Source organism: Metabacillus sp. KUDC1714, assembly GCF_014217835.1.
Lineage (GTDB): Bacteria > Bacillota > Bacilli > Bacillales > Bacillaceae > Metabacillus > Metabacillus rhizosphaerae.
In genome coordinates, this window is the sequence record NZ_CP055263.1 from 37,697 (window position 1) to 55,843 (window position 18,147).

General features: G+C 36.5%; 15 protein-coding genes. 5 read left to right on the forward strand and 10 right to left on the reverse strand.

All coding sequences use genetic code 11. The features are described 5' to 3' along the window. Positions 1 to 329 precede the first annotated feature (329 nt). The 8 genes from HUW50_RS00155 to HUW50_RS00190 all read right to left on the reverse strand — a co-directional run bounded on the left by HUW50_RS00155 (position 330) and on the right by HUW50_RS00190 (position 10,984). Positions 330 to 1,619 (reverse strand): dihydrolipoamide acetyltransferase family protein, encoded by a 1,290-nt coding sequence (locus tag HUW50_RS00155; protein WP_066330237.1) that lies wholly within the window; start codon positions 1,617 to 1,619, stop codon positions 330 to 332. Positions 1,620 to 1,763: 144 nt separating this feature from the next. Then, complete coding sequence (locus tag HUW50_RS00160) at positions 1,764 to 2,747, reverse strand: alpha-ketoacid dehydrogenase subunit beta (protein WP_066330238.1); 984 nt, start codon at positions 2,745 to 2,747, stop codon at positions 1,764 to 1,766. A gap of 12 nt (positions 2,748 to 2,759) precedes the next feature. Further along, on the reverse strand, positions 2,760 to 3,752 hold the full coding sequence (locus HUW50_RS00165; RefSeq protein ID WP_066330239.1) for a thiamine pyrophosphate-dependent dehydrogenase E1 component subunit alpha: 993 nt from the start codon (positions 3,750 to 3,752) through the stop codon (positions 2,760 to 2,762). A gap of 141 nt (positions 3,753 to 3,893) precedes the next feature. Next, positions 3,894 to 5,321 (reverse strand): dihydrolipoyl dehydrogenase, encoded by a 1,428-nt coding sequence (gene lpdA / locus HUW50_RS00170; RefSeq protein ID WP_066330240.1) that lies wholly within the window; start codon positions 5,319 to 5,321, stop codon positions 3,894 to 3,896. Between the two features lie 52 nt (positions 5,322 to 5,373). Continuing rightward, positions 5,374 to 6,486 carry a butyrate kinase gene (gene buk / locus HUW50_RS00175; RefSeq protein WP_185653550.1) on the reverse strand — a complete coding sequence of 371 codons (1,113 nt, stop codon included), beginning with the start codon at positions 6,484 to 6,486 and terminating at the stop codon, positions 5,374 to 5,376. A gap of 118 nt (positions 6,487 to 6,604) precedes the next feature. Beyond that, the gene (gene bcd / locus HUW50_RS00180; protein WP_185653551.1) at positions 6,605 to 7,702 is read right to left on the reverse strand and encodes a branched-chain amino acid dehydrogenase; all 1,098 of its coding nucleotides are present in this window, start codon (positions 7,700 to 7,702) and stop codon (positions 6,605 to 6,607) included. Positions 7,703 to 7,716: 14 nt separating this feature from the next. Next, positions 7,717 to 8,622, reverse strand: coding sequence for a phosphate butyryltransferase (gene yqiS, locus HUW50_RS00185; RefSeq protein ID WP_185653552.1), 906 nt, complete (start codon positions 8,620 to 8,622; stop codon positions 7,717 to 7,719). Positions 8,623 to 8,911: 289 nt separating this feature from the next. Next, positions 8,912 to 10,984, reverse strand: coding sequence for a sigma-54 interaction domain-containing protein (locus HUW50_RS00190; protein WP_185653553.1), 2,073 nt, complete (start codon positions 10,982 to 10,984; stop codon positions 8,912 to 8,914). 344 nt (positions 10,985 to 11,328) lie between these two features. Between HUW50_RS00190 and HUW50_RS00195 the strand changes: the two genes are divergently transcribed. Continuing rightward, positions 11,329 to 11,565: a DUF2627 domain-containing protein gene (locus HUW50_RS00195; RefSeq protein WP_185653554.1), complete on the forward strand. Its 237-nt coding sequence runs from the start codon at positions 11,329 to 11,331 to the stop codon at positions 11,563 to 11,565. A gap of 85 nt (positions 11,566 to 11,650) precedes the next feature. Here the strand turns inward: HUW50_RS00195 and HUW50_RS00200 are convergent, their stop codons facing one another. Further along, positions 11,651 to 12,382, reverse strand: a complete 732-nt coding sequence (locus HUW50_RS00200; RefSeq protein ID WP_185653555.1) for a glycerophosphodiester phosphodiesterase — start codon at positions 12,380 to 12,382, stop codon at positions 11,651 to 11,653. A gap of 50 nt (positions 12,383 to 12,432) precedes the next feature. Here HUW50_RS00200 and HUW50_RS00205 point away from each other — a divergent pair, with 50 nt between their 5' ends. The 4 genes from HUW50_RS00205 (at position 12,433) to HUW50_RS00220 (ending at position 17,124) form a co-directional block, all read left to right on the forward strand. Continuing rightward, positions 12,433 to 12,585: a YycC family protein gene (locus tag HUW50_RS00205; RefSeq protein ID WP_185653556.1), complete on the forward strand. Its 153-nt coding sequence runs from the start codon at positions 12,433 to 12,435 to the stop codon at positions 12,583 to 12,585. Positions 12,586 to 12,801: 216 nt separating this feature from the next. Further along, complete coding sequence (locus HUW50_RS00210) at positions 12,802 to 13,776, forward strand: ketoacyl-ACP synthase III (RefSeq protein ID WP_066330248.1); 975 nt, start codon at positions 12,802 to 12,804, stop codon at positions 13,774 to 13,776. Between the two features lie 370 nt (positions 13,777 to 14,146). Then, positions 14,147 to 16,378 (forward strand): alpha-galactosidase, encoded by a 2,232-nt coding sequence (locus HUW50_RS00215; protein ID WP_185653557.1) that lies wholly within the window; start codon positions 14,147 to 14,149, stop codon positions 16,376 to 16,378. A gap of 164 nt (positions 16,379 to 16,542) precedes the next feature. Then, the gene (locus tag HUW50_RS00220; protein WP_066330250.1) at positions 16,543 to 17,124 is read left to right on the forward strand and encodes a YitT family protein; all 582 of its coding nucleotides are present in this window, start codon (positions 16,543 to 16,545) and stop codon (positions 17,122 to 17,124) included. A gap of 210 nt (positions 17,125 to 17,334) precedes the next feature. Here the strand turns inward: HUW50_RS00220 and HUW50_RS00225 are convergent, their stop codons facing one another. After that, the gene (locus HUW50_RS00225) at positions 17,335 to 17,988 is read right to left on the reverse strand and encodes a hypothetical protein (protein ID WP_066330251.1); all 654 of its coding nucleotides are present in this window, start codon (positions 17,986 to 17,988) and stop codon (positions 17,335 to 17,337) included. Between the last annotated feature and the right edge of the window lie 159 nt (positions 17,989 to 18,147).

The window sequence follows — 18,147 nt, forward strand, 5'->3', positions numbered from 1 at the left end:
GACCCTCAAACCATATATAAAGCTTTACTTCAGTAAATGCTATATATGGAGTTGAATGTTCTGACCCTTATTAGTCTGTTTCATCTTACATTTTATTTTTTTAAAAGGCTCTTTTCTAATAGATTGTTTCTTTTAAAACGAAAACTATTTAAGGTTGATTGGAGCGGCAGTGCGAGACTCCTGCGGGAGTAGCGGGACAGGTGAGAGCCCACAGGCGTTTACGCCGAGGAGGCTCACCGCCCGCCCCGCGGAAAGCGAGCATCTGCAGCGGAAATCAACCTCACCGCATACTTGGTAAATAGCAACAAAGTTTGCGAAAACAGCCTTTTTTAATAAATAGAAGTTGTTTCTTTAGATACATTTTCTAAAATTTCTTTCACACGTGCTAAGAACCGTCCACAAATTAATCCATCTATCACACGGTGATCAAGCGACATACATAAATTTACTATATCACGAACGGCTATCATTCCATTGTTCATGACAACAGGTCGTTTTACAATTGTTTCTACCTGTAAAATTGCCGCTTGAGGGTAATTAATGATTCCCATTGATTGCACAGACCCGAATGAACCTGTGTTATTTACAGTAAATGTGCCGCCTTGCATATCATCTGGTGTTAATTTTCCAGTTCGCACTTTGTTCGCTAATTCTGTAATCTCTCTAGCAATTCCTTTTATTGTTTTTTCATCAGCTGCTTTAATAACTGGTACAAACAAGGAATCTTCAGTTGCAACAGCAATAGAGAGATTAATATCCTTTTTCTGAATAATTTTTTCTCCAGCCCACATCGAATTAATTTGCGGGAATTCTTTTAATGCTTGTGCCACAGCTTTTACGAAAAAGGCAAAGAACGTTAAGTTGTAGCCCTCTTTTTTCTTAAATTCATCCTTTATGGAATTGCGATACTCAACAAGATTTGTTGCATCTACTTCAACCATCATCCAAGCATGTGGCGCTTCATGCTTACTTCGAACCATATTCGCTGCAATTGCTTTGCGAACTCCTGAAATAGGGATTTCTATGTCGCCTGGCACGGTTGATGCAGTAGTATGAGTGTGGGTTTGTTCGATTCCTGGTTGAAGAGTTGGCACAGCCGTTGGTTTAGGAGCATCATCTTGATTTGCAGCTCCAGTTTTAGGAATCGATCCACGTTCAATTAGTTGTAAAAGGTCCTTTCTAGTAATCCTACCGCCAGCTCCTGAACCATTCACTTGTTCTAAGTCTATATCATTTTCCTGAGCTAAACGGAGCACAGCAGGAGAATAACGTTTTTTATTTGATTGAACCTCTTGTTTTTCAGTTTGTGCTTGCGCTTCAACTGGTTCAATAGATTCGCTATTCACCTCAACTGGAGTTTCTGAGACTGCTTCTTGACCCTCTATTTCAATGGTGCAAATAATTTCTCCAACATCCAATGTTGTACCTTCTTCAGCTATTATTTCTTTAATAACACCGCTAAAGGAAGATGGAACCTCGGCATTAACTTTATCTGTCATCACTTCTGCAAGTGGATCATATTTGTTTACCTTATCACCTACAGAAACGAGCCAGTTACTTATAGTACCTTCTGTTACGCTCTCACCTAACTGGGGCATTTTAATTTGTTCAATTGCCACTGTGAAACCTCCTTTGTTAAAGGCTATCTTGTATGCATCTATACAAGACCTACGTTTTGTAAAATGCTGATGACTTGTTAATGCCATCTCGATCTACTTACGTAATAGTAAGTTGCTAACTTTATATGTTTTTTCTTAGAAAAGTTAAAATTCAGCAAGTTTACGCATTGCTTCCTCCACTTTATCTGGATTAATCATAAAGAATTTTTCCATTGTAGGTGCGTACGGCATCGCTGGGGTATCAGGACCCGCTAATCTCATGATTGGAGCATCTAAATCAAACAAGCAATTTTCGGCAATAATAGCTGAAACCTCACTAATAACACTGCCTTCTTTATTGTCTTCTGTTATAAGAAGTACTTTACCGGTTTTCGATGCAGCTTCAATAATCGCCTCTTTGTCTAAAGGGTAGATTGTTCTTAAATCTAAAACATGTGTACTAATGCCATCATTAGCTAGTCGTTCAGCAGCTTGTAGGGCAAAATGCACACATAGACCGTATGTAATTACTGTAATGTCTTCTCCGTCTCGTTTCACATCTGCTTTACCAATAGGCAGAACATAATCATCTACAGGTACCTCACCTTTGATTAAGCGATACGCTCGCTTATGCTCAAAAAATAATACAGGGTCATCATCACGAATGGCAGCTTTTAATAAACCTTTTGCATCATATGGTGTTGAAGGAATGACAATTTTCAAGCCAGGCTGATTAGCAAAAACAGCTTCTACTGATTGTGAATGATACAAAGCTCCATGAACACCACCACCAAAAGGGGCACGTATTGTTATTGGACAGCTCCAATCGTTGTTGGAACGATAACGAATTTTTGCTGCTTCCGAAACAATTTGATTTACTGCAGGCATAATAAAGTCAGCAAATTGCATTTCAGCAATCGGTCTCATTCCATACATTGCTGCACCAATTCCAACTCCTGCGATTGCAGATTCTGCAAGTGGTGTATCCATAACACGTTCTTCTCCAAATTTTTCATACAACCCTGCTGTCGCTTTAAACACTCCACCCTTTCTGCCAACATCTTCTCCAAGAACGAATACTTTTTCGTCTCGCTCCATCTCTTCATGCATTGCCATTGTAATGGCATCTATATATGAAATAACAGCCATCTTTCTTCCCCCTTACTCTGCATAAACGTATTTTAATGCATCTTCTGGATTTGCATACGGCGCCGCTTCTGCATAATCAGTAGCTTCATTTATGACGTCCATAATGCTATCTATCATCTCTTTTTCAATTTCCTCAGAAAGAACGCCAACTTCTTTTAAATATCTAGAAAACTTAAGGACTGGATCATCTTTCTTTGCTTCTGCTACTTCATCCTGCTCCCGATAGCTACTATCATCATCATCACTTGAATGTGGTGTTAGTCGATACGAAATTGTTTCTATTAAGGTCGGACCCTCACCACGACGACCACGATCAGCAGCTTCTTTTACAACAGCATATACTTCAAGTGGATCATTTCCATCCACTGTTACGCCAGGCATACCATAGCCAATTGCACGGTCAGAAATTTTTTCACAAGCAACCTGTTTGTCATATGGAACCGAAATGGCATATTTGTTGTTTTCACACATTAAGATAACTGGTAATTTATGAACGGCAGCAAAATTAGCTCCTTCATGGAAGTCGCCTTGGTTTGAAGAACCTTCTCCAAAGGTTACAAATGTAACAAGATTCTTCTTCTGCATTTTACCTGCTAATGCTATACCAACAGCATGGGGTACTTGCGTAGTAACCGGTGATGAACCTGTAACAATTCGGTTTTTCTTTTGACCAAAGTGACCTGGCATTTGTCTTCCAGCTGAATTCGGATCCTCTGCCTTTGCAAATCCAGATAACATCAGATCCTTTGCTGTCATGCCAAACGTTAAAACAACTCCCATATCACGATAATACGGAAGAACATAATCCTCATGACGATCTAAGGCAAATGCTGCACCGACCTGAGCTGCTTCTTGACCTTGACAAGAAATAACAAAAGGGATTTTCCCTGATCGATTTAATAGCCACATCCGCTCATCTATTTTTCTTGCCAATAGCATTGTTTCATACATATTTAACACATCTTTATCGGTTAGACCTAACGATTGGTGTCGGTTTTCTGTCATTTTATTACCTCCTAAATAAGAAATACGCAAGTGAAGTGCATTCATCAACCTCTAGCTAGTATAAAAGAACGTGCTCTTTTTTCAGAGTAGGCAACTAACTGATGCTTATTCAACACAAGATTTTCTTATCTTTTCATAAAATTAAAAATGAATTGCCTTTCCATAAACAGCAAGTGCAGCTTCGCCAATTGCTTCTGATAATGTTGGATGAGGATGAATCGTTTGAGAAACTTCCCAAGGGGTTGCATCCAATACTCTAGCAAGACCTGCTTCAGATATCATATCTGTAACATGTGGTCCAATCATATGAACACCCAGAAGATCATCTGTTTCTTCGTCCACCACAAGTTTGACAAATCCTTCTGTTTCACCAAATACAAGAGCTTTACCTATTGCTTTAAATGGAAACTTACCTATCTTTGTTTTAAAACCGTTTTCCTTTGCTTTATCCTCGGTGTACCCGACACTTGCTATCTCAGGTGAACTATAGATACATTTCGAGATCAGTGACTCATCAAGCGGGATAGGCTGAGCATTTGCAATATGTTCAACAGCAACAATACCTTCATGTGATGCAACATGTGCTAATTGTAAACCTCCAATGACATCACCAATCGCATAAATATGTGATTCTTTTGTTTGATAATATTGATTTGTGGCAATAAACCCTTTTTCAAGTTTTATATCGGTATTTTCAATACCAATACCCTCAACATTCGCTTGCCTTCCAACAGATATGAGAATCTTATCAGCTGTAAAGGATCTTTCTTCACCTTTATGCTCTGCTTTAATTGTGGCTAAATTTCCTTGTTCCTTTTCAAACGTTTCAGGTAATACCTTTGCACTGGTGACAATGGTAATTCCCCTTTTTGCCAGTAAACGCTCCATTTCTTTTGAAATCTCTTTGTCTTCTGTTGGTAAAATTCGATCAGAGTACTCTAAAACTGTTACACTCACACCGAAATCTACTAACATAGAAGCCCACTCAATCCCGATCACGCCTCCACCAACAATTATGATTGAATTTGGTAGACTATTTAAATCAAGGGCTTCTTCAGAAGTTAACACAATTTCTCCATCAATCTTAAGATCTTGAAGGCTTTTTGGTCTTGATCCAGTAGCGATGATTACATTTTTAGGAATGAGCATTTCATTTTCTTCCCCGTTATTCATTTCAACAGAAATTGTTCCAGGCATCGGTGAAAAAATAGATGGACCTAAAATACGCCCAATCCCCTCATACACATCGATTTTTCCTTTTTTCATAAGTTGTTGCACTCCATTATGGAGTTGCTCAATAATTCCTTGTTTTCGTTCTTGAACCTTTGAAAAGTTCAGCTTTACCTCAGATGTTTCTACACCGAATTCTTCACTCTTTTTTGCTGTAGCATAAACCTCTGCACTTCTTAGGAGTGCTTTACTTGGGATACATCCCTTATGCAAGCATGTTCCACCAAGCTTACTTTTTTCAACAACAGCTGTTTTAAGGCCAAGTTGTGTAGCACGTATCGCTGCAACATAACCGCCAGTTCCTCCACCGAGTATGACTAGATCATATTCTTTAGCCAAACTATCGCCTCCCTTTATCTAAAGTCTTTCGAAGTAACTCATTTATTTTTCATTAGTGGCGCAAAAATGCCATAGCACTTTTTTTAGTAGGATATTGTTTTGCTTCTTCCTCATTTTTCAAAACACGTAATGCACCCTCAGCAAGTGCTTGAAGCTCGTTTTCACCAGGAAACACAAGGACGTCTGCAATCCAATCGATATAAGTGGAAATCTCTTTTACAAATTTTTTACCATAGGCTAATCCACCTGTTAAGACAATAGCATCAACTTTTCCTTTTAATACAGCACTTGCAGATCCAATCTCTTTCCCAATTTGATAAGCCATTGCTGAATAAATGAGAGAGGCCTTTTCATCACCAGCTTCAACCATTTTTTCCACCTTAACTGCATCATTCGTTCCTAAATAGCCAACAAGGCCACCTTTTCCTACTAACTGCTTCATCATTTCTTCGCGGAAAAACTCACCTGAATAACACATTGAAACAAGATCTCCTGCTGGTACTGTTCCAGCACGTTCCGGACTAAATGGACCATCTCCATGCAAGCCGTTATTAACATCTACTACTCTTCCACGCTTATGAACACCAACGGTAATTCCGCCTCCCATATGGGTAATGATCAAGTTCATTTCTTCATAATGCTTATTGAAATCTGACGCAACACGCCGGGCTACCGCTTTTTGATTTAACGCATGAAAGATACTCCTTCTTTCGATTGTAGGCACTCCAGAAACTTTTGCAATCTCTTCCATCTCATCAACGACAACTGGGTCAACAATATATGCAGGAATATTTAGTCCATTTGCAATTTCATAGGCAATGATTCCACCTAAATTAGATGCGTGTTGACCAGCAAAACCATTCCTTAAATCCTCTAGCATTTGGTCATTGACTATATAGGTTCCGCCTTCAATGGGCCGGAGCAGGCCGCCACGACCACAAACTGCATTCAGTTTCGAAATGTTGATCCCTTCTTCATCAAGCGTTTCTAAAATGGCTTGCTTCCGAAATTCATATTGATCAATGATGTTAGGATACGTATTAAGTTTATCTAAATCATGTCTAAGTGTTTTCTCAAAAATAGATATTTCGCTATCAAAAACCCCAATTTTCGTTGATGTGGAACCAGGGTTAAGGACAAGGATACGATATTGATTCACCTGCAACGTTTAAACCTCCGTCATCTAAAAAATTGATCACTGTTGTATATTATGGAAGCCTTTAGCTTATGTAAATTGAAACTGGAGTTAGAAGGTCTACTAATCTAACTCCGCGTTTAATTATTTATGGTCGACGACTTAAAATATGATGTCCATTTTGCAAAAATTGACTGCGAGAATTTCTCATTCTTTCAATACGTTCTTCAGCAAGACGATCCGCTGCTTGATAGGTTGGAATACCGTCACGTTTAGCTATTTCGATTACTCGGGCGATATTGTTATATATTCCTTCAACCTTTTTCAGCGCACGTTCACTATTATAGCCATATAATTCATCTGCTACGTTAATAACACCACCAGCATTAATGACATAATCAGGAGCATAGACAATTCCCATTTCATGGATTAAATCTCCATGCTTAGTATCTTTTAATTGATTATTCGCAGCTCCTGCAATCACCTTAGCTTTTATTTGAGGAATCGTAACATCATTTATTGTTGCACCAAGAGCACATGGTGCATAAACATCACATTCCACACTATAAATATCATTTGGTTCAACTGCTTTTGCATTAAAATCCTCAACAGCACGTCGTACTGCTTCTTTGTTTATATCGGTTACAACTAAGTGTGCACCTTCTTCATGCAAATGTTTACACAGGTTGTAAGCTACATTCCCAACCCCTTGTACAGCAACAACCTTACCCTCTAGTGAATCTGTTCCAAAGGCTTCCATAACCGCAGCCTTCATCCCGCGATAAACACCATAAGCCGTTACAGGAGATGGGTTACCAGAAGAGCCAAAAGCAGGGGAGATGCCTGTTACATAATCTGTTTCTTCATGAATTAAATCCATGTCTGCAACAGTTGTTCCTACATCCTCAGCTGTAATATATCGACCATTTAAGCCTTGAATATAACGGCCAAATGCACGGAACATCTCTTCATTTTTATCCTTACGCGGATCACCAATAATAACTGTTTTACCCCCACCCAGGTTTAAACCGGCAGCAGCATTTTTATAAGTCATCCCTCGAGCTAAACGAAGAGCATCTTCAATTGCTTCTTCCTCTGATTCATAAGTCCACATTCGTGTACCACCTAGAGCAGGTCCTAGTGTCGTATCATGGATGGCGATAATTGCCTTTAGTCCCGATTGTCTATCCTGACAAAATACCAATTGCTCATAATCGTAATGCTCCATATATTTGAAAATTTCCATGAAGTCGTTTCCTCCTAAATGTTATACTTATCAGATGAACAAATCGCTAATGCTAAAGAATAGAGCTTACTTTCAGAAGAGTCCGATCGACTTGTTAATACAATTGGTGCTTTCGCTCCAGCAATAACCGCCCCAACACTAGCTTTTGCAAAATAAATCAGAGATTTATACAAAACATTTCCTACATCTATAGTAGGTACTAGCAATATATCTGCTTGTCCGGCAATGTCACTATCAATCCCTTTATGTTTCGCCGCCTCTAATGAAATTGCATTATCCAGAGCTAAAGGTCCATCAATGAGACAATCCTTTATTTGCCCTCTCTTATTCATTAATGTTAATGAAGCTGCATCAATGGTTGCCTGCATAGCAGGATTTATTATCTCAACTGCAGCAAGTGCAGCAACTTTAGGCTTATCGATCCCAATTGCTCTTGCAATATTAACTGCATTCACAACAATTTGCTCCTTTTGCTGCAAATCAGGCTCAAGATTCATGGCAGCATCCGTGACAATTGTGAACTTTGAAAATCCAGGGACTTCAAAAATGGCGACATGTGATAAAATCCTTCCTGTTCTAAGACCATACTCCTTGTTTAATACAGCCTTTAAAAGAGTTGCAGTCGGAACGTTCCCCTTCATTAGCACTGAAGCTTCATTCTGATGAACGGCTCTTACAGCAAGTTCTGTCGCTTGTTCTTTTGTTCTCGCTTGGATAATTTGAACATGATCTTTCCCAATACCTTTTGCAATCAATAAATCCTCTATTTCTTCCTTTTTTCCATACAATAAAAAATGAGCAAGATTACGTTTTATCGCTTCAGATACAGCTTCAATTACCTCTTCATCTTCTGCTGAAGCCACCGCAACAATTTTTCCATTTATTTTAGCTGCTTCGTCCAGCAGATTTTCTAGCTTCATTTCATTTCATATCCTTCCAAGTTGTATTCATCTGTTCTTATCAACTAAAAAGCAAAAAGTGTGCCAAAATAAAAATGATCTATGATATTTCTTTAAAGTATTCTCTATAAAAATGTTCACAATGCTTAAATTTCCGTATCATTAATACATTCTCTGCTGTGACAAATGATGTTTTTCTTAAAGATAATTTAAATGCCAAATTTAGAAGGTTTTACTTTACAAAAAGAAAAAGCACAATTATTCTTCTTTATCATATAACGAACATGCACTATTTTGCAAACCATGAACTTTATTGCATGCTATTATTTGCAAGGTTATATTTTTCCATTTTATAATATAAACTTCTTAACGATATTCCTAAAGCTTTTGCTGTTTTTGTACGATTATACTCATGGACTTCTAATGAGCGTTTGATAACCTCTGCCTCAACACGTTCTACAGCATCAGCTAATGTCTCCTCATTATTATGGACAAAAGCGCTATTTTCTTGTGCTTTACTTTCCTTTGTCGGCAACTGAAGCATCGGAATATGTTTCCCTTCAATCTCAATTTCGTGGTGTTCCATGAAAATAATTGTTCTTCCTAATACATTTTCAAGTTCTCTTACATTACCTGGCCAATCATGTTGGGTTAAAATATTAATTGCTTGTCCTGTTACAGAAACGATATTTCTACCATAATCCTGATTTAATTTACTAATTAACCTTTGGCACAAAGCAGGAATATCTTCTTTTCGATCTCTTAGTGGTGGTATAGAAATAGGATATCGATTTAGGCGGTAATATAAATCCTCACGAAATACGCCTTCTGACATTGCTTTTTCAATATTTAAATTAGTTGCAGCAATTACCCTTACATTTACCGGAACAGGTTTTGTTCCACCAACCTTGACGATTTCATTTTCCTGTAATACACGAAGAAGCTTTGCCTGCATATTTGCTGATAATTCTCCTATCTCATCTAAAAAAATACTACCATTATTTGCTTCCTCAAAAAAACCCCTTTTCCCTCCACGCTTCGCACCTGAAAAAGCTCCTTCTTCATATCCGAAAAGTTCACTTTCAAGGAGACTTTCAGCAATAGCAGCACAATTTACCCGAATAAATTTGTTATATTTTCGATCACTTGCATTATGTATAGCATGTGCAAATAGCTCCTTACCTGTCCCAGATTCACCCCGTAAGAGCACAGTTGCAGGAGTTTTCGCACCAAGCTTTGCCTGTTCAATCGCCATTTTCATTTCATCACTTATACCAATTATGTCCTCAAACGAGTATTTCGCTTCTAGCGTTCGAATAATTTGTCTTGCCCGACTTAACTCTGTAGTCAGCTTTTGAATTTCTGACATATCTTGAATAACCCCAACACTACCTTTTAACTTTCCATTAACAATGACAGGAGCAACATTTACAATGACGTCTCTTTTTGCAGGACCAACTTTCATTCTGACGCCTCGAACTGCACGTCTTGTTTGTAGTACCTTCATATGCATGCTTTCACCTTCAGAGATATCTGCTGTTGCTGGTTTTCCTAGAACTTGCTCCTCAGATAACCCTGTCATTTTAGTATATGCCCGATTAATAAGGATTCCATGACCTTCTTCATCCACTACTGATATTGCTTCCTCTGATGATTGGATGATTGCTTCAAGCATCACTTGGATCTCCTTTAAGTTCGTAACCTCTTCTGCCAAGTTAACAATTTCTGTTATATCTTTAAAAAGGGCTAATGCTCCTAGTAGATTCCCCGCTTCATCAATCATAGGAATTCTAGTCGTAATGATTTTAAGTCCATTATCAAGAACTTGCTCCTGATTCGTTTCAACCTCTCGAGTTTTAAGCGTCCTTGCCAACTTACTCGAAGGAATTACCTCATTTACCTTGTGCCCCATTGCCTTTTCACGAGGAAATCCTGTTATTTCCTCCGCAGTTTTATTAAATAAGATAATTTTTTCGTCTATATCAATCACGATCATGCCATCATTTGTAGAATTAAAGATGGTTTGCTGTTTATAGGTCTCCTCTTTAAGTCTTGCGATTAACAATTCTTTTTCTTCAACAAGTTCAGAAATAAGATGTGCTACTGCACCTGGAATAATAACCATATCTGGATGCTTTTCCTGTTGTAAAAGCTCCATGACCTTAATGTTACCTGTTGCTTCAATAACAATGTTAATATTTTTTTGCTTAACAGTCTTCCAATGCCTGCTTGTTTCAATACCCAGACTTCTAGCTAGTTCCATCCCTGGAGCATGTTCATTTTTATCAATCATTGCAGCAACTTCCACAATATTCGTTTCGACAATTCTTTTCAACAGAGCTGTTCCATCCTTACCAGCCCCAACTATCATAACTCGTTGCATAAACCTATCCCCTTTATGTCACTATTAAGAAAAGCAGAATCGCTTTGGTCAGGTTAATAAAAAACTATGTTTTAAAAAATGGTCTTTTTGATTATTTATATAAGAGTAATACCTAATAAATCATTTTTATAAAACTTGCAAAAATTTGCACACTTATATCATATCGTAACGGATAACACTTGACAAACAACCGTGAGAAACAGACAATAAAGCGAGACTTATCGGATCTTTACGGGCAGTTATCCCTCACCTTTTTACATTTCTTCTCTTGAACATGAGTCTGGGATTTTACTATCCGTTAAGAATGGGATAATTTCAGAGAATACGAAAGGACTTTATCTTTTATGATTAGAATACTTGCACTTGTCATTATGGTCATTCCAGGTTTTTTAGCAGCATTTGGTATTAAGCTCATGCGTGACATGACGTTTGGAATCCTTCAACCTCCTATACCATATTTATGGCTGCAGTTTTTATTTGGACTTTTCTTGTTTTTAGGTGGGCTTAGCTTTGTGGCAGGTTTTATCTTTTATAGAGATCGAAAACGAAATAAGGTACAGAAGAGATTCGCTAAGAGGTAGAGAAGAGATCTTATTATAAATTATTTATGATGAAAAAGAGTGAGGCAGTTGCACACTCTTTTTCTCATTAAAAATGTGTTGGAATTCAATCGCCTTTAAGTTTTAGCTCTACAGCAGTTTCTGGAAAATCAGTAAAAAACCCTGTGCATTTTTCATTTATCAACCGCTGCATCAATTGCGTATCATTTATGGTAAATGGTCTTACGCTAATTCCGTGGCTTTTAGATTGCGAAATTACCTCCCCTTTGGCTGCATGATAATGGGGATGCAACCCTTTCGCACCGATACTCTCCGCATACTTCCAAGGCATATATAATCCTTCCATATAAAGGATGGCTGTTTCAATTTCAGATGAGATCTCCTTACAGGTTACTAAACTATAATGATTAAAAGAAGAGATAATTACTCGCTTTTGAAGGCTATGTTTGTAAATAAGCTTAATTGTTTTTTCTTCTATTTTTGGATAATCAATGATTCCATTTTTCAATTCAATATTTACAATGAATTCTCTTTGCTGTTTTGCCCATTCCAACACTTCGTTAAGCGTTGGAATAAATGAGCCACCTTTATATTGTGTAAACTTATAGCTCGCATCTAATCGAGAAATTTCCTCAAAGCTTAATTCTTTTACAAATCCCGTGCCGTTTGTCGTTCGATCAACTGTTTCATCATGGATCACAACTAGTTCACCATCTTTTGTCATTTGAACATCCAATTCAATCCCATCAGCTTTTGCAGCCTTGGCAGCTTTGAATGATAGCATTGTATTTTCGGGATAATCACCTGCAGCACCTCTATGACCAAAAATTAATGTCATCTTGTTTGCACCTTCATTTCGTGTAAAATAGTTAGTAGGAGGGAATACTTATGAGACCATTACAAATATCAGCAGATACAGCACAGAAACTAGCTACATCACTAAATGTTCCGCTTGAGCAGATAATGCACATGCCACAACATATACTGATTGCTAAGCTTACCGAACTAAATAGCAAAGAAAATACTGACAAGAAAGACTGATTACTAGTCTTTCTTTTTAATTTTAGACTATTGTGGTATCTTTCTTCTAGGTGGTCACCATTATCAAATTATTTAATTTATTCATCTATATTCTACTCCTTTTGATGCCTTTCCTTTATTTCACATAAATTTCAATCAATTTTTATACAATATTGGTACCAGGTATTATTTTTAGGTGTTATTATTAGGTTATAAAGCAAAAGAGGTGACTAATCAATGATTTCAAAAGCTCGTATTACTGCCATTGGATCATATGTACCGGATTTAATCGTAACAAACAGTGATCTTGAAAAAATGGTTGATACAAATGATGAATGGATTTTGAGGCGAACTGGAATAAAGGAAAGAAGATTTGCAGCAGAAACTGAATATACTAGTGATGTAAGTATTAAGGCAATCGAAAACTTAGTAGAACGCTACCAAAAAGATATAAGAGACGTCGATATGATTATTGTGTGCACACTATCTCCTGACTACCAAACCCCTAGTGTAGCCTCATATATTCAAGGAAGATTGGGGCTAAAACAAGCTGGAGCCATTGATATAAATGCTGCATGCGCAGGGTTTACGTATGGCTTACATTTAGCAAATGGACTTATTACAGCTGAACTCCATAAAAAAATCCTCGTGGTAGGTGCTGAAACTTTATCAAAAATAACTGATTTTACTGACCGAACAACTTGTATATTATTCGGAGACGGTGCTGGAGCTGTTCTTGTCGAGTATGACGAAAGAGGAAGCTTTCTCTCGTCACACGTAGTTTCAGAAGGTGAAAAGGCAATAAGTTTATATGGAACCTATTTATCTGACAAAATGTTTGGAACGGAGCTACAGAATAAACGACAGCTCGTACAAAATGGGCGTGAGGTATACAAATGGGCTGTTACAACTGTTCCTAACGGCATGAAAACTGTTGTAGAAAAAGCTAATTTTTCTTTGCAGGATGTTGATTGGTTTATTCCGCACAGTGCTAACCTAAGAATGATTGAATCGATCTGTGTGAAAAGCCAATTTTCTATTGAAAAGACACTGACAAGTCTAGTCCATTTTGGTAATACATCTGCTGCCTCAATCCCTTTAGCCTTAGATAATGGAATTAAAGACGGCAGAGTGAAAGAAGGAGATCACCTATTACTTTATGGATTTGGAGGAGGTCTTTCCCAATCAGGTCAACTTGTTCGATGGGGATAAGGTATTATACTCCCCCTCCTCATCCTCTTTGTTATTTTCGAAAATAGGTACTGCACTCGTAATCATTGAACATTATAAAGAGAGGGACTTTAATTAAGTCTCTCTTTTTCTTGATTAATTTTCTCCTATTTATATTTCCTTTAAAAATTAAAAAACACTTCGAACAATTAAGTAATTACCTGTTAATCGATTACTTAATTTTACTTAAAAACCTATTGTTTTATTTCCTTTTGCTTGCTACAATTTATTACGTACTGTTTATTTAATTACTTTGCTATAGCTACATTGTATTGTAAGGGTTTACAGTAAAATTTGTACATGGCTAGAACAAACAGGTAATAAAGTAACCAATTAATTGAGGTGGAGAAAATTGACGATTAAGGTAAACGTGGAAACACTGGAATTCCACATATTTAATGAAAATGTAAGCTATATTTTTCGAGTATTAGAAAAAAGCAATCAATTAGAACATCTTTATTATGGAAAAAAGATTAGACATCGTGATTCATTCAAACATTTACTAGAACGTGAAATTCGCCCTTCATGTAATATGTTCGAAGATGACCATACTTCAACACTTGAGCATATTAAGCAAGAATATCCAAGTTATGGGACAACAGATTATCGCTCACCAGCCCACATGATCACCAATAAAACCGGTAGTCATATAACCAATTATCAGTACCAAAGCTATGAAATAATTGCTGGGAAGCCAACGCTTCACCAATTGCCAGCAACATATGTAGAGGATGAAAATGAAGCAAATACGTTAGAAATTACATTATGGGATGAAGTTTTAAAAAGTAAAGTAATTCTGAGCTACACAATCTATAAAAATAGAAATGTCATTTGCCGTAACACTCGTTTTGTAAATGAAGGAAATGATTCTTTTTATATTAACAATGCTATGAGTGCTAGTGTTGATCTTCCTGATGACCAATTTGAAATGGTGCATTTAAATGGTGCTTGGGCACGTGAAGCACATGTAGATTCTCAAAAATTATTTAAAGGCATTCAATCGGTATATAGCACGAGAGGCGCAAGTAGCCATGCACATAATCCCTTCTTAGCTTTAAAACGCTTGGATGCAACTGAGCATACTGGTGAGGTCTATGGCTTTAGCTTAGTATATAGCGGCAACTTTTTGGCACAGGTTGAAGTAGATACCTATAGTGTTAGTCGAGTACTAATAGGGATTAACCCATTTCAATTCAAGTGGAAGTTAAACCCTAACGAAACCTTCCAAACACCAGAATGTGTTATGGTTTATTCAGATCAAGGTTTAAATGGAATGAGTCAAACGTATCATGAATTATTTAGAGAGCGCTTAGTACGAGGTTATTGGCGAGATAAAGTTCGCCCTATTTTGATTAATAACTGGGAAGCAACTTACTTTGATTTCAATGAAGAGAAAATTGTAGATATAGCCTCAACTGCAAATAATTTAGGAATTGAGCTTTTTGTATTGGATGATGGTTGGTTTGGTGAACGGAACGATGACACAAGTTCATTGGGTGATTGGTTTGAAAATAAAGACAAGCTGCCAAATGGAATTAAAGGGTTATCTGAAAAAATAGAGGCTTTAGGTATGAAGTTTGGCCTTTGGTTTGAACCAGAAATGGTTTCAAAAGGAACAAAATTATTTGAAGAACATCCGGATTGGATCATTTCAACACCAGAACGCCGCGCATCACATGGACGAAATCAATTCGTTCTAGATTTCTCAAGGGCTGAAGTGGTTAACCATATCTTCACCTTGATGGATAACATTATTAATGATTCTAAGATTTCTTATATCAAATGGGACATGAATCGATATATTACAGAAGCCTATTCGACTAGCTTAAAGTCAGATCAGCAAGGTGAATTGTTCCATCGTTATATTTTGGGAGTTTATGAGCTCTATGAACGATTAATTGCGAAATACCCTGAAATTTTATTCGAATCATGTGCTGGTGGTGGTGCTCGCTTTGATCCAGGCTTATTGTATTATGCACCTCAAGCCTGGGCTAGTGATAACACAGATGCGGTTGAACGTTTAAAAATCCAATACGGAACATCAATGGTCTATCCGTTAAGCGCAATTGGCAGCCACATATCCGCTATTCCAAATCATCAAGTAGGACGAATGACTTCAATTGATACACGAGCTAATGTTGCATATTTCGGGACATTTGGTTATGAACTAGATATAACGAAATTAAGTGATGAAGAAAAAGCAAAGGTACAGGAACAGGTTGCATTTTTCAAAGAAAAGCGGAGCTTAGTTCGCAGCGGAGATTTTCACCGTTTACTAAGTCCATTCGAGTTAAATGAAGTCTCCTGGATGGTCGTTTCTAAAGATAAAACCGAAGCACTTGTTGGTTATTATAAAGTTCTAGCAAAACCTAATGATAAATATTATCGCCTAAAGCTAAAAGGTTTAGATTCTGACAAGTTATATGCAATTGAAGGAATCAAATCAACCCATTACGGTGATGAGTTAATGAATCTCGGTATTGTTCTAGGCGAAGATTACACAGATCGTGCTTCAGATTTTTGGTCCAGAGAACATCCACATGATTATGCTTCAAAGTTATTTGTGATAAAAGAAGTAAATTGATCTTTATTGTCTGTCATACTTTAAAAGTACCAGTGATTATTTCACTGGTTTTCTTCAATTAACCGCACTAAGAAAAACCTTCCAACTTTAAGTTATGACGTAATATATTAACTTTTCCCTCATATAGTTTAAGATAACGATATGGACAAGGGGAATGCTTTAAAATGAAAAAGTTTGCTGTTTTACTTTTTTCAAGTATTTGTATCGGAATAGGTGTTAACATGTTCATACTGCCTATTCATCTAATAAATGGCGGCATTTTCGGAATAAGTTTACTTATTAAGTACATATGGGGAATTAAGATCGGACACATAATGATTTTGATAAATACCCCTATTTACCTTCTATCCCTTCTATACGATAAAACTTATTTTATTAATGCGATTCTTGGATTGATCTTTACCTCAACTATCATTGATTTGCTTTCACCACTCAACGGCTTGCTACAACTTCCTATCATAACAAGTGCCATACTAGGTGGATTAATAATTGGAATCGGTGTTGGATTCATGCTAAGATCACATATCAGCCCAGGTGGGATCGATTTATTAGCACTTTTAATTTCGAAATCAAAAGCGATTAATCCAGGAATCGTTATATTCATCATCGATTCATTAATCATAATTGCAGGAATTATTGTATTACAAGACTTTAAATTATTATACTCATTTATAACGATTTCTTGTGTTGGTCTTTGTGTCGGCCTCCTTAATACATTTAAGTCAATGAACTTTTATGTGCGATAATAATTTTGCAAGTAGAAATCCTTTTCTTTTAAGAGCCATACTATAAGTATTGAAACGATGAGAAACCACCGATGATCAATATCAGTGGTTTCTTTTTTAGTATTAGTAACGAGCAATGCTATGTAATAATACAACAACTTTCCTTCTGAACTATAGAGAATTTAAGTAAAGCAAATCCAATAACTACAACTTAAAGTAACTTTCTCAGAATCATCCACCCATTATTTCAGTTTCTGTTTCTAAATTCCTCATTTTTATCTCTTCTTCCGTTTTAACACTTTGGTCAATTTCTTCACCAAAAACTTGAGTCCAATCATTTTCCGGGTCAAACTTACCCTCTTCTAATTCGTATTCATTTAAGTCAACATTCAAATTGTAAAGAGTTCTATAAATTTGATAAACATTTTTTTGAGTATCTAAAAGACTTGAAGTTTGATTGATTCTTACTAACACATTAATCAAATCTTGAGAAGTTGGATCATTTATATTCTCTGGTAAAAGTTCATCTATTTCTTTTGCTCTTTGACCCAATTCATTTTTAACTTTATTGGAAACCCAACCATCTGGATATTTTCCATCTGGTCCATTTTTTCTAGAATTTTTAAAATAACTTCCATTAACAATTGAATCAAAATATTCAAATTGGTTCTTCACCAATGCTTTAAGCTTGAGATTATATTCTTTTTCTTCTGTTTCCTCTTTTTCATCAAGTTTTGGTTCAGCGACAACTTCGATTTCATTTACAGTAATTTCATTTTCACTTGGGTCTTCTTGTTCTTTTGATGGCAAAGCAAAATAAACAAATAACACAACAATTAATATAAATATAACGAAGATTAGTCCTAATTTTTTAATATTTTTCAATTTAGTCTTCCTTTCTAAATCTCTATTTATAGTAACATTCTACCAATTAAATTTAAATAGTGATTTTATATGTAAAATAAAAAGACCAATGAATAATATTTGATCTGTATCCCGAAAAATGGACACTTATAAAAAAGTCCATTTTTCGGGATTTTTTAT

Bases quoted from the DNA above. Each gene is read 5' to 3' on its own strand.
- bcd (WP_185653551.1), bottom strand. From the start codon at position 7,702: ATGGAAATTTTCAAATATATGGAGCATTACGATTATGAGCAATTGGTA.
- HUW50_RS00195 (WP_185653554.1), top strand. From the start codon at position 11,329: ATGATTAGAATACTTGCACTTGTCATTATGGTCATTCCAGGTTTTTTA.
- HUW50_RS00205 (WP_185653556.1), top strand. From the start codon at position 12,433: ATGAGACCATTACAAATATCAGCAGATACAGCACAGAAACTAGCTACA.
- HUW50_RS00160 (WP_066330238.1), bottom strand. From the start codon at position 2,747: ATGGCTGTTATTTCATATATAGATGCCATTACAATGGCAATGCATGAA.
- yqiS (WP_185653552.1), bottom strand. From the start codon at position 8,622: ATGAAGCTAGAAAATCTGCTGGACGAAGCAGCTAAAATAAATGGAAAA.
- HUW50_RS00200 (WP_185653555.1), bottom strand. From the start codon at position 12,382: ATGACATTAATTTTTGGTCATAGAGGTGCTGCAGGTGATTATCCCGAA.
- HUW50_RS00190 (WP_185653553.1), bottom strand. From the start codon at position 10,984: ATGCAACGAGTTATGATAGTTGGGGCTGGTAAGGATGGAACAGCTCTG.
- HUW50_RS00210 (WP_066330248.1), top strand. From the start codon at position 12,802: ATGATTTCAAAAGCTCGTATTACTGCCATTGGATCATATGTACCGGAT.
- HUW50_RS00220 (WP_066330250.1), top strand. From the start codon at position 16,543: ATGAAAAAGTTTGCTGTTTTACTTTTTTCAAGTATTTGTATCGGAATA.
- HUW50_RS00165 (WP_066330239.1), bottom strand. From the start codon at position 3,752: ATGACAGAAAACCGACACCAATCGTTAGGTCTAACCGATAAAGATGTG.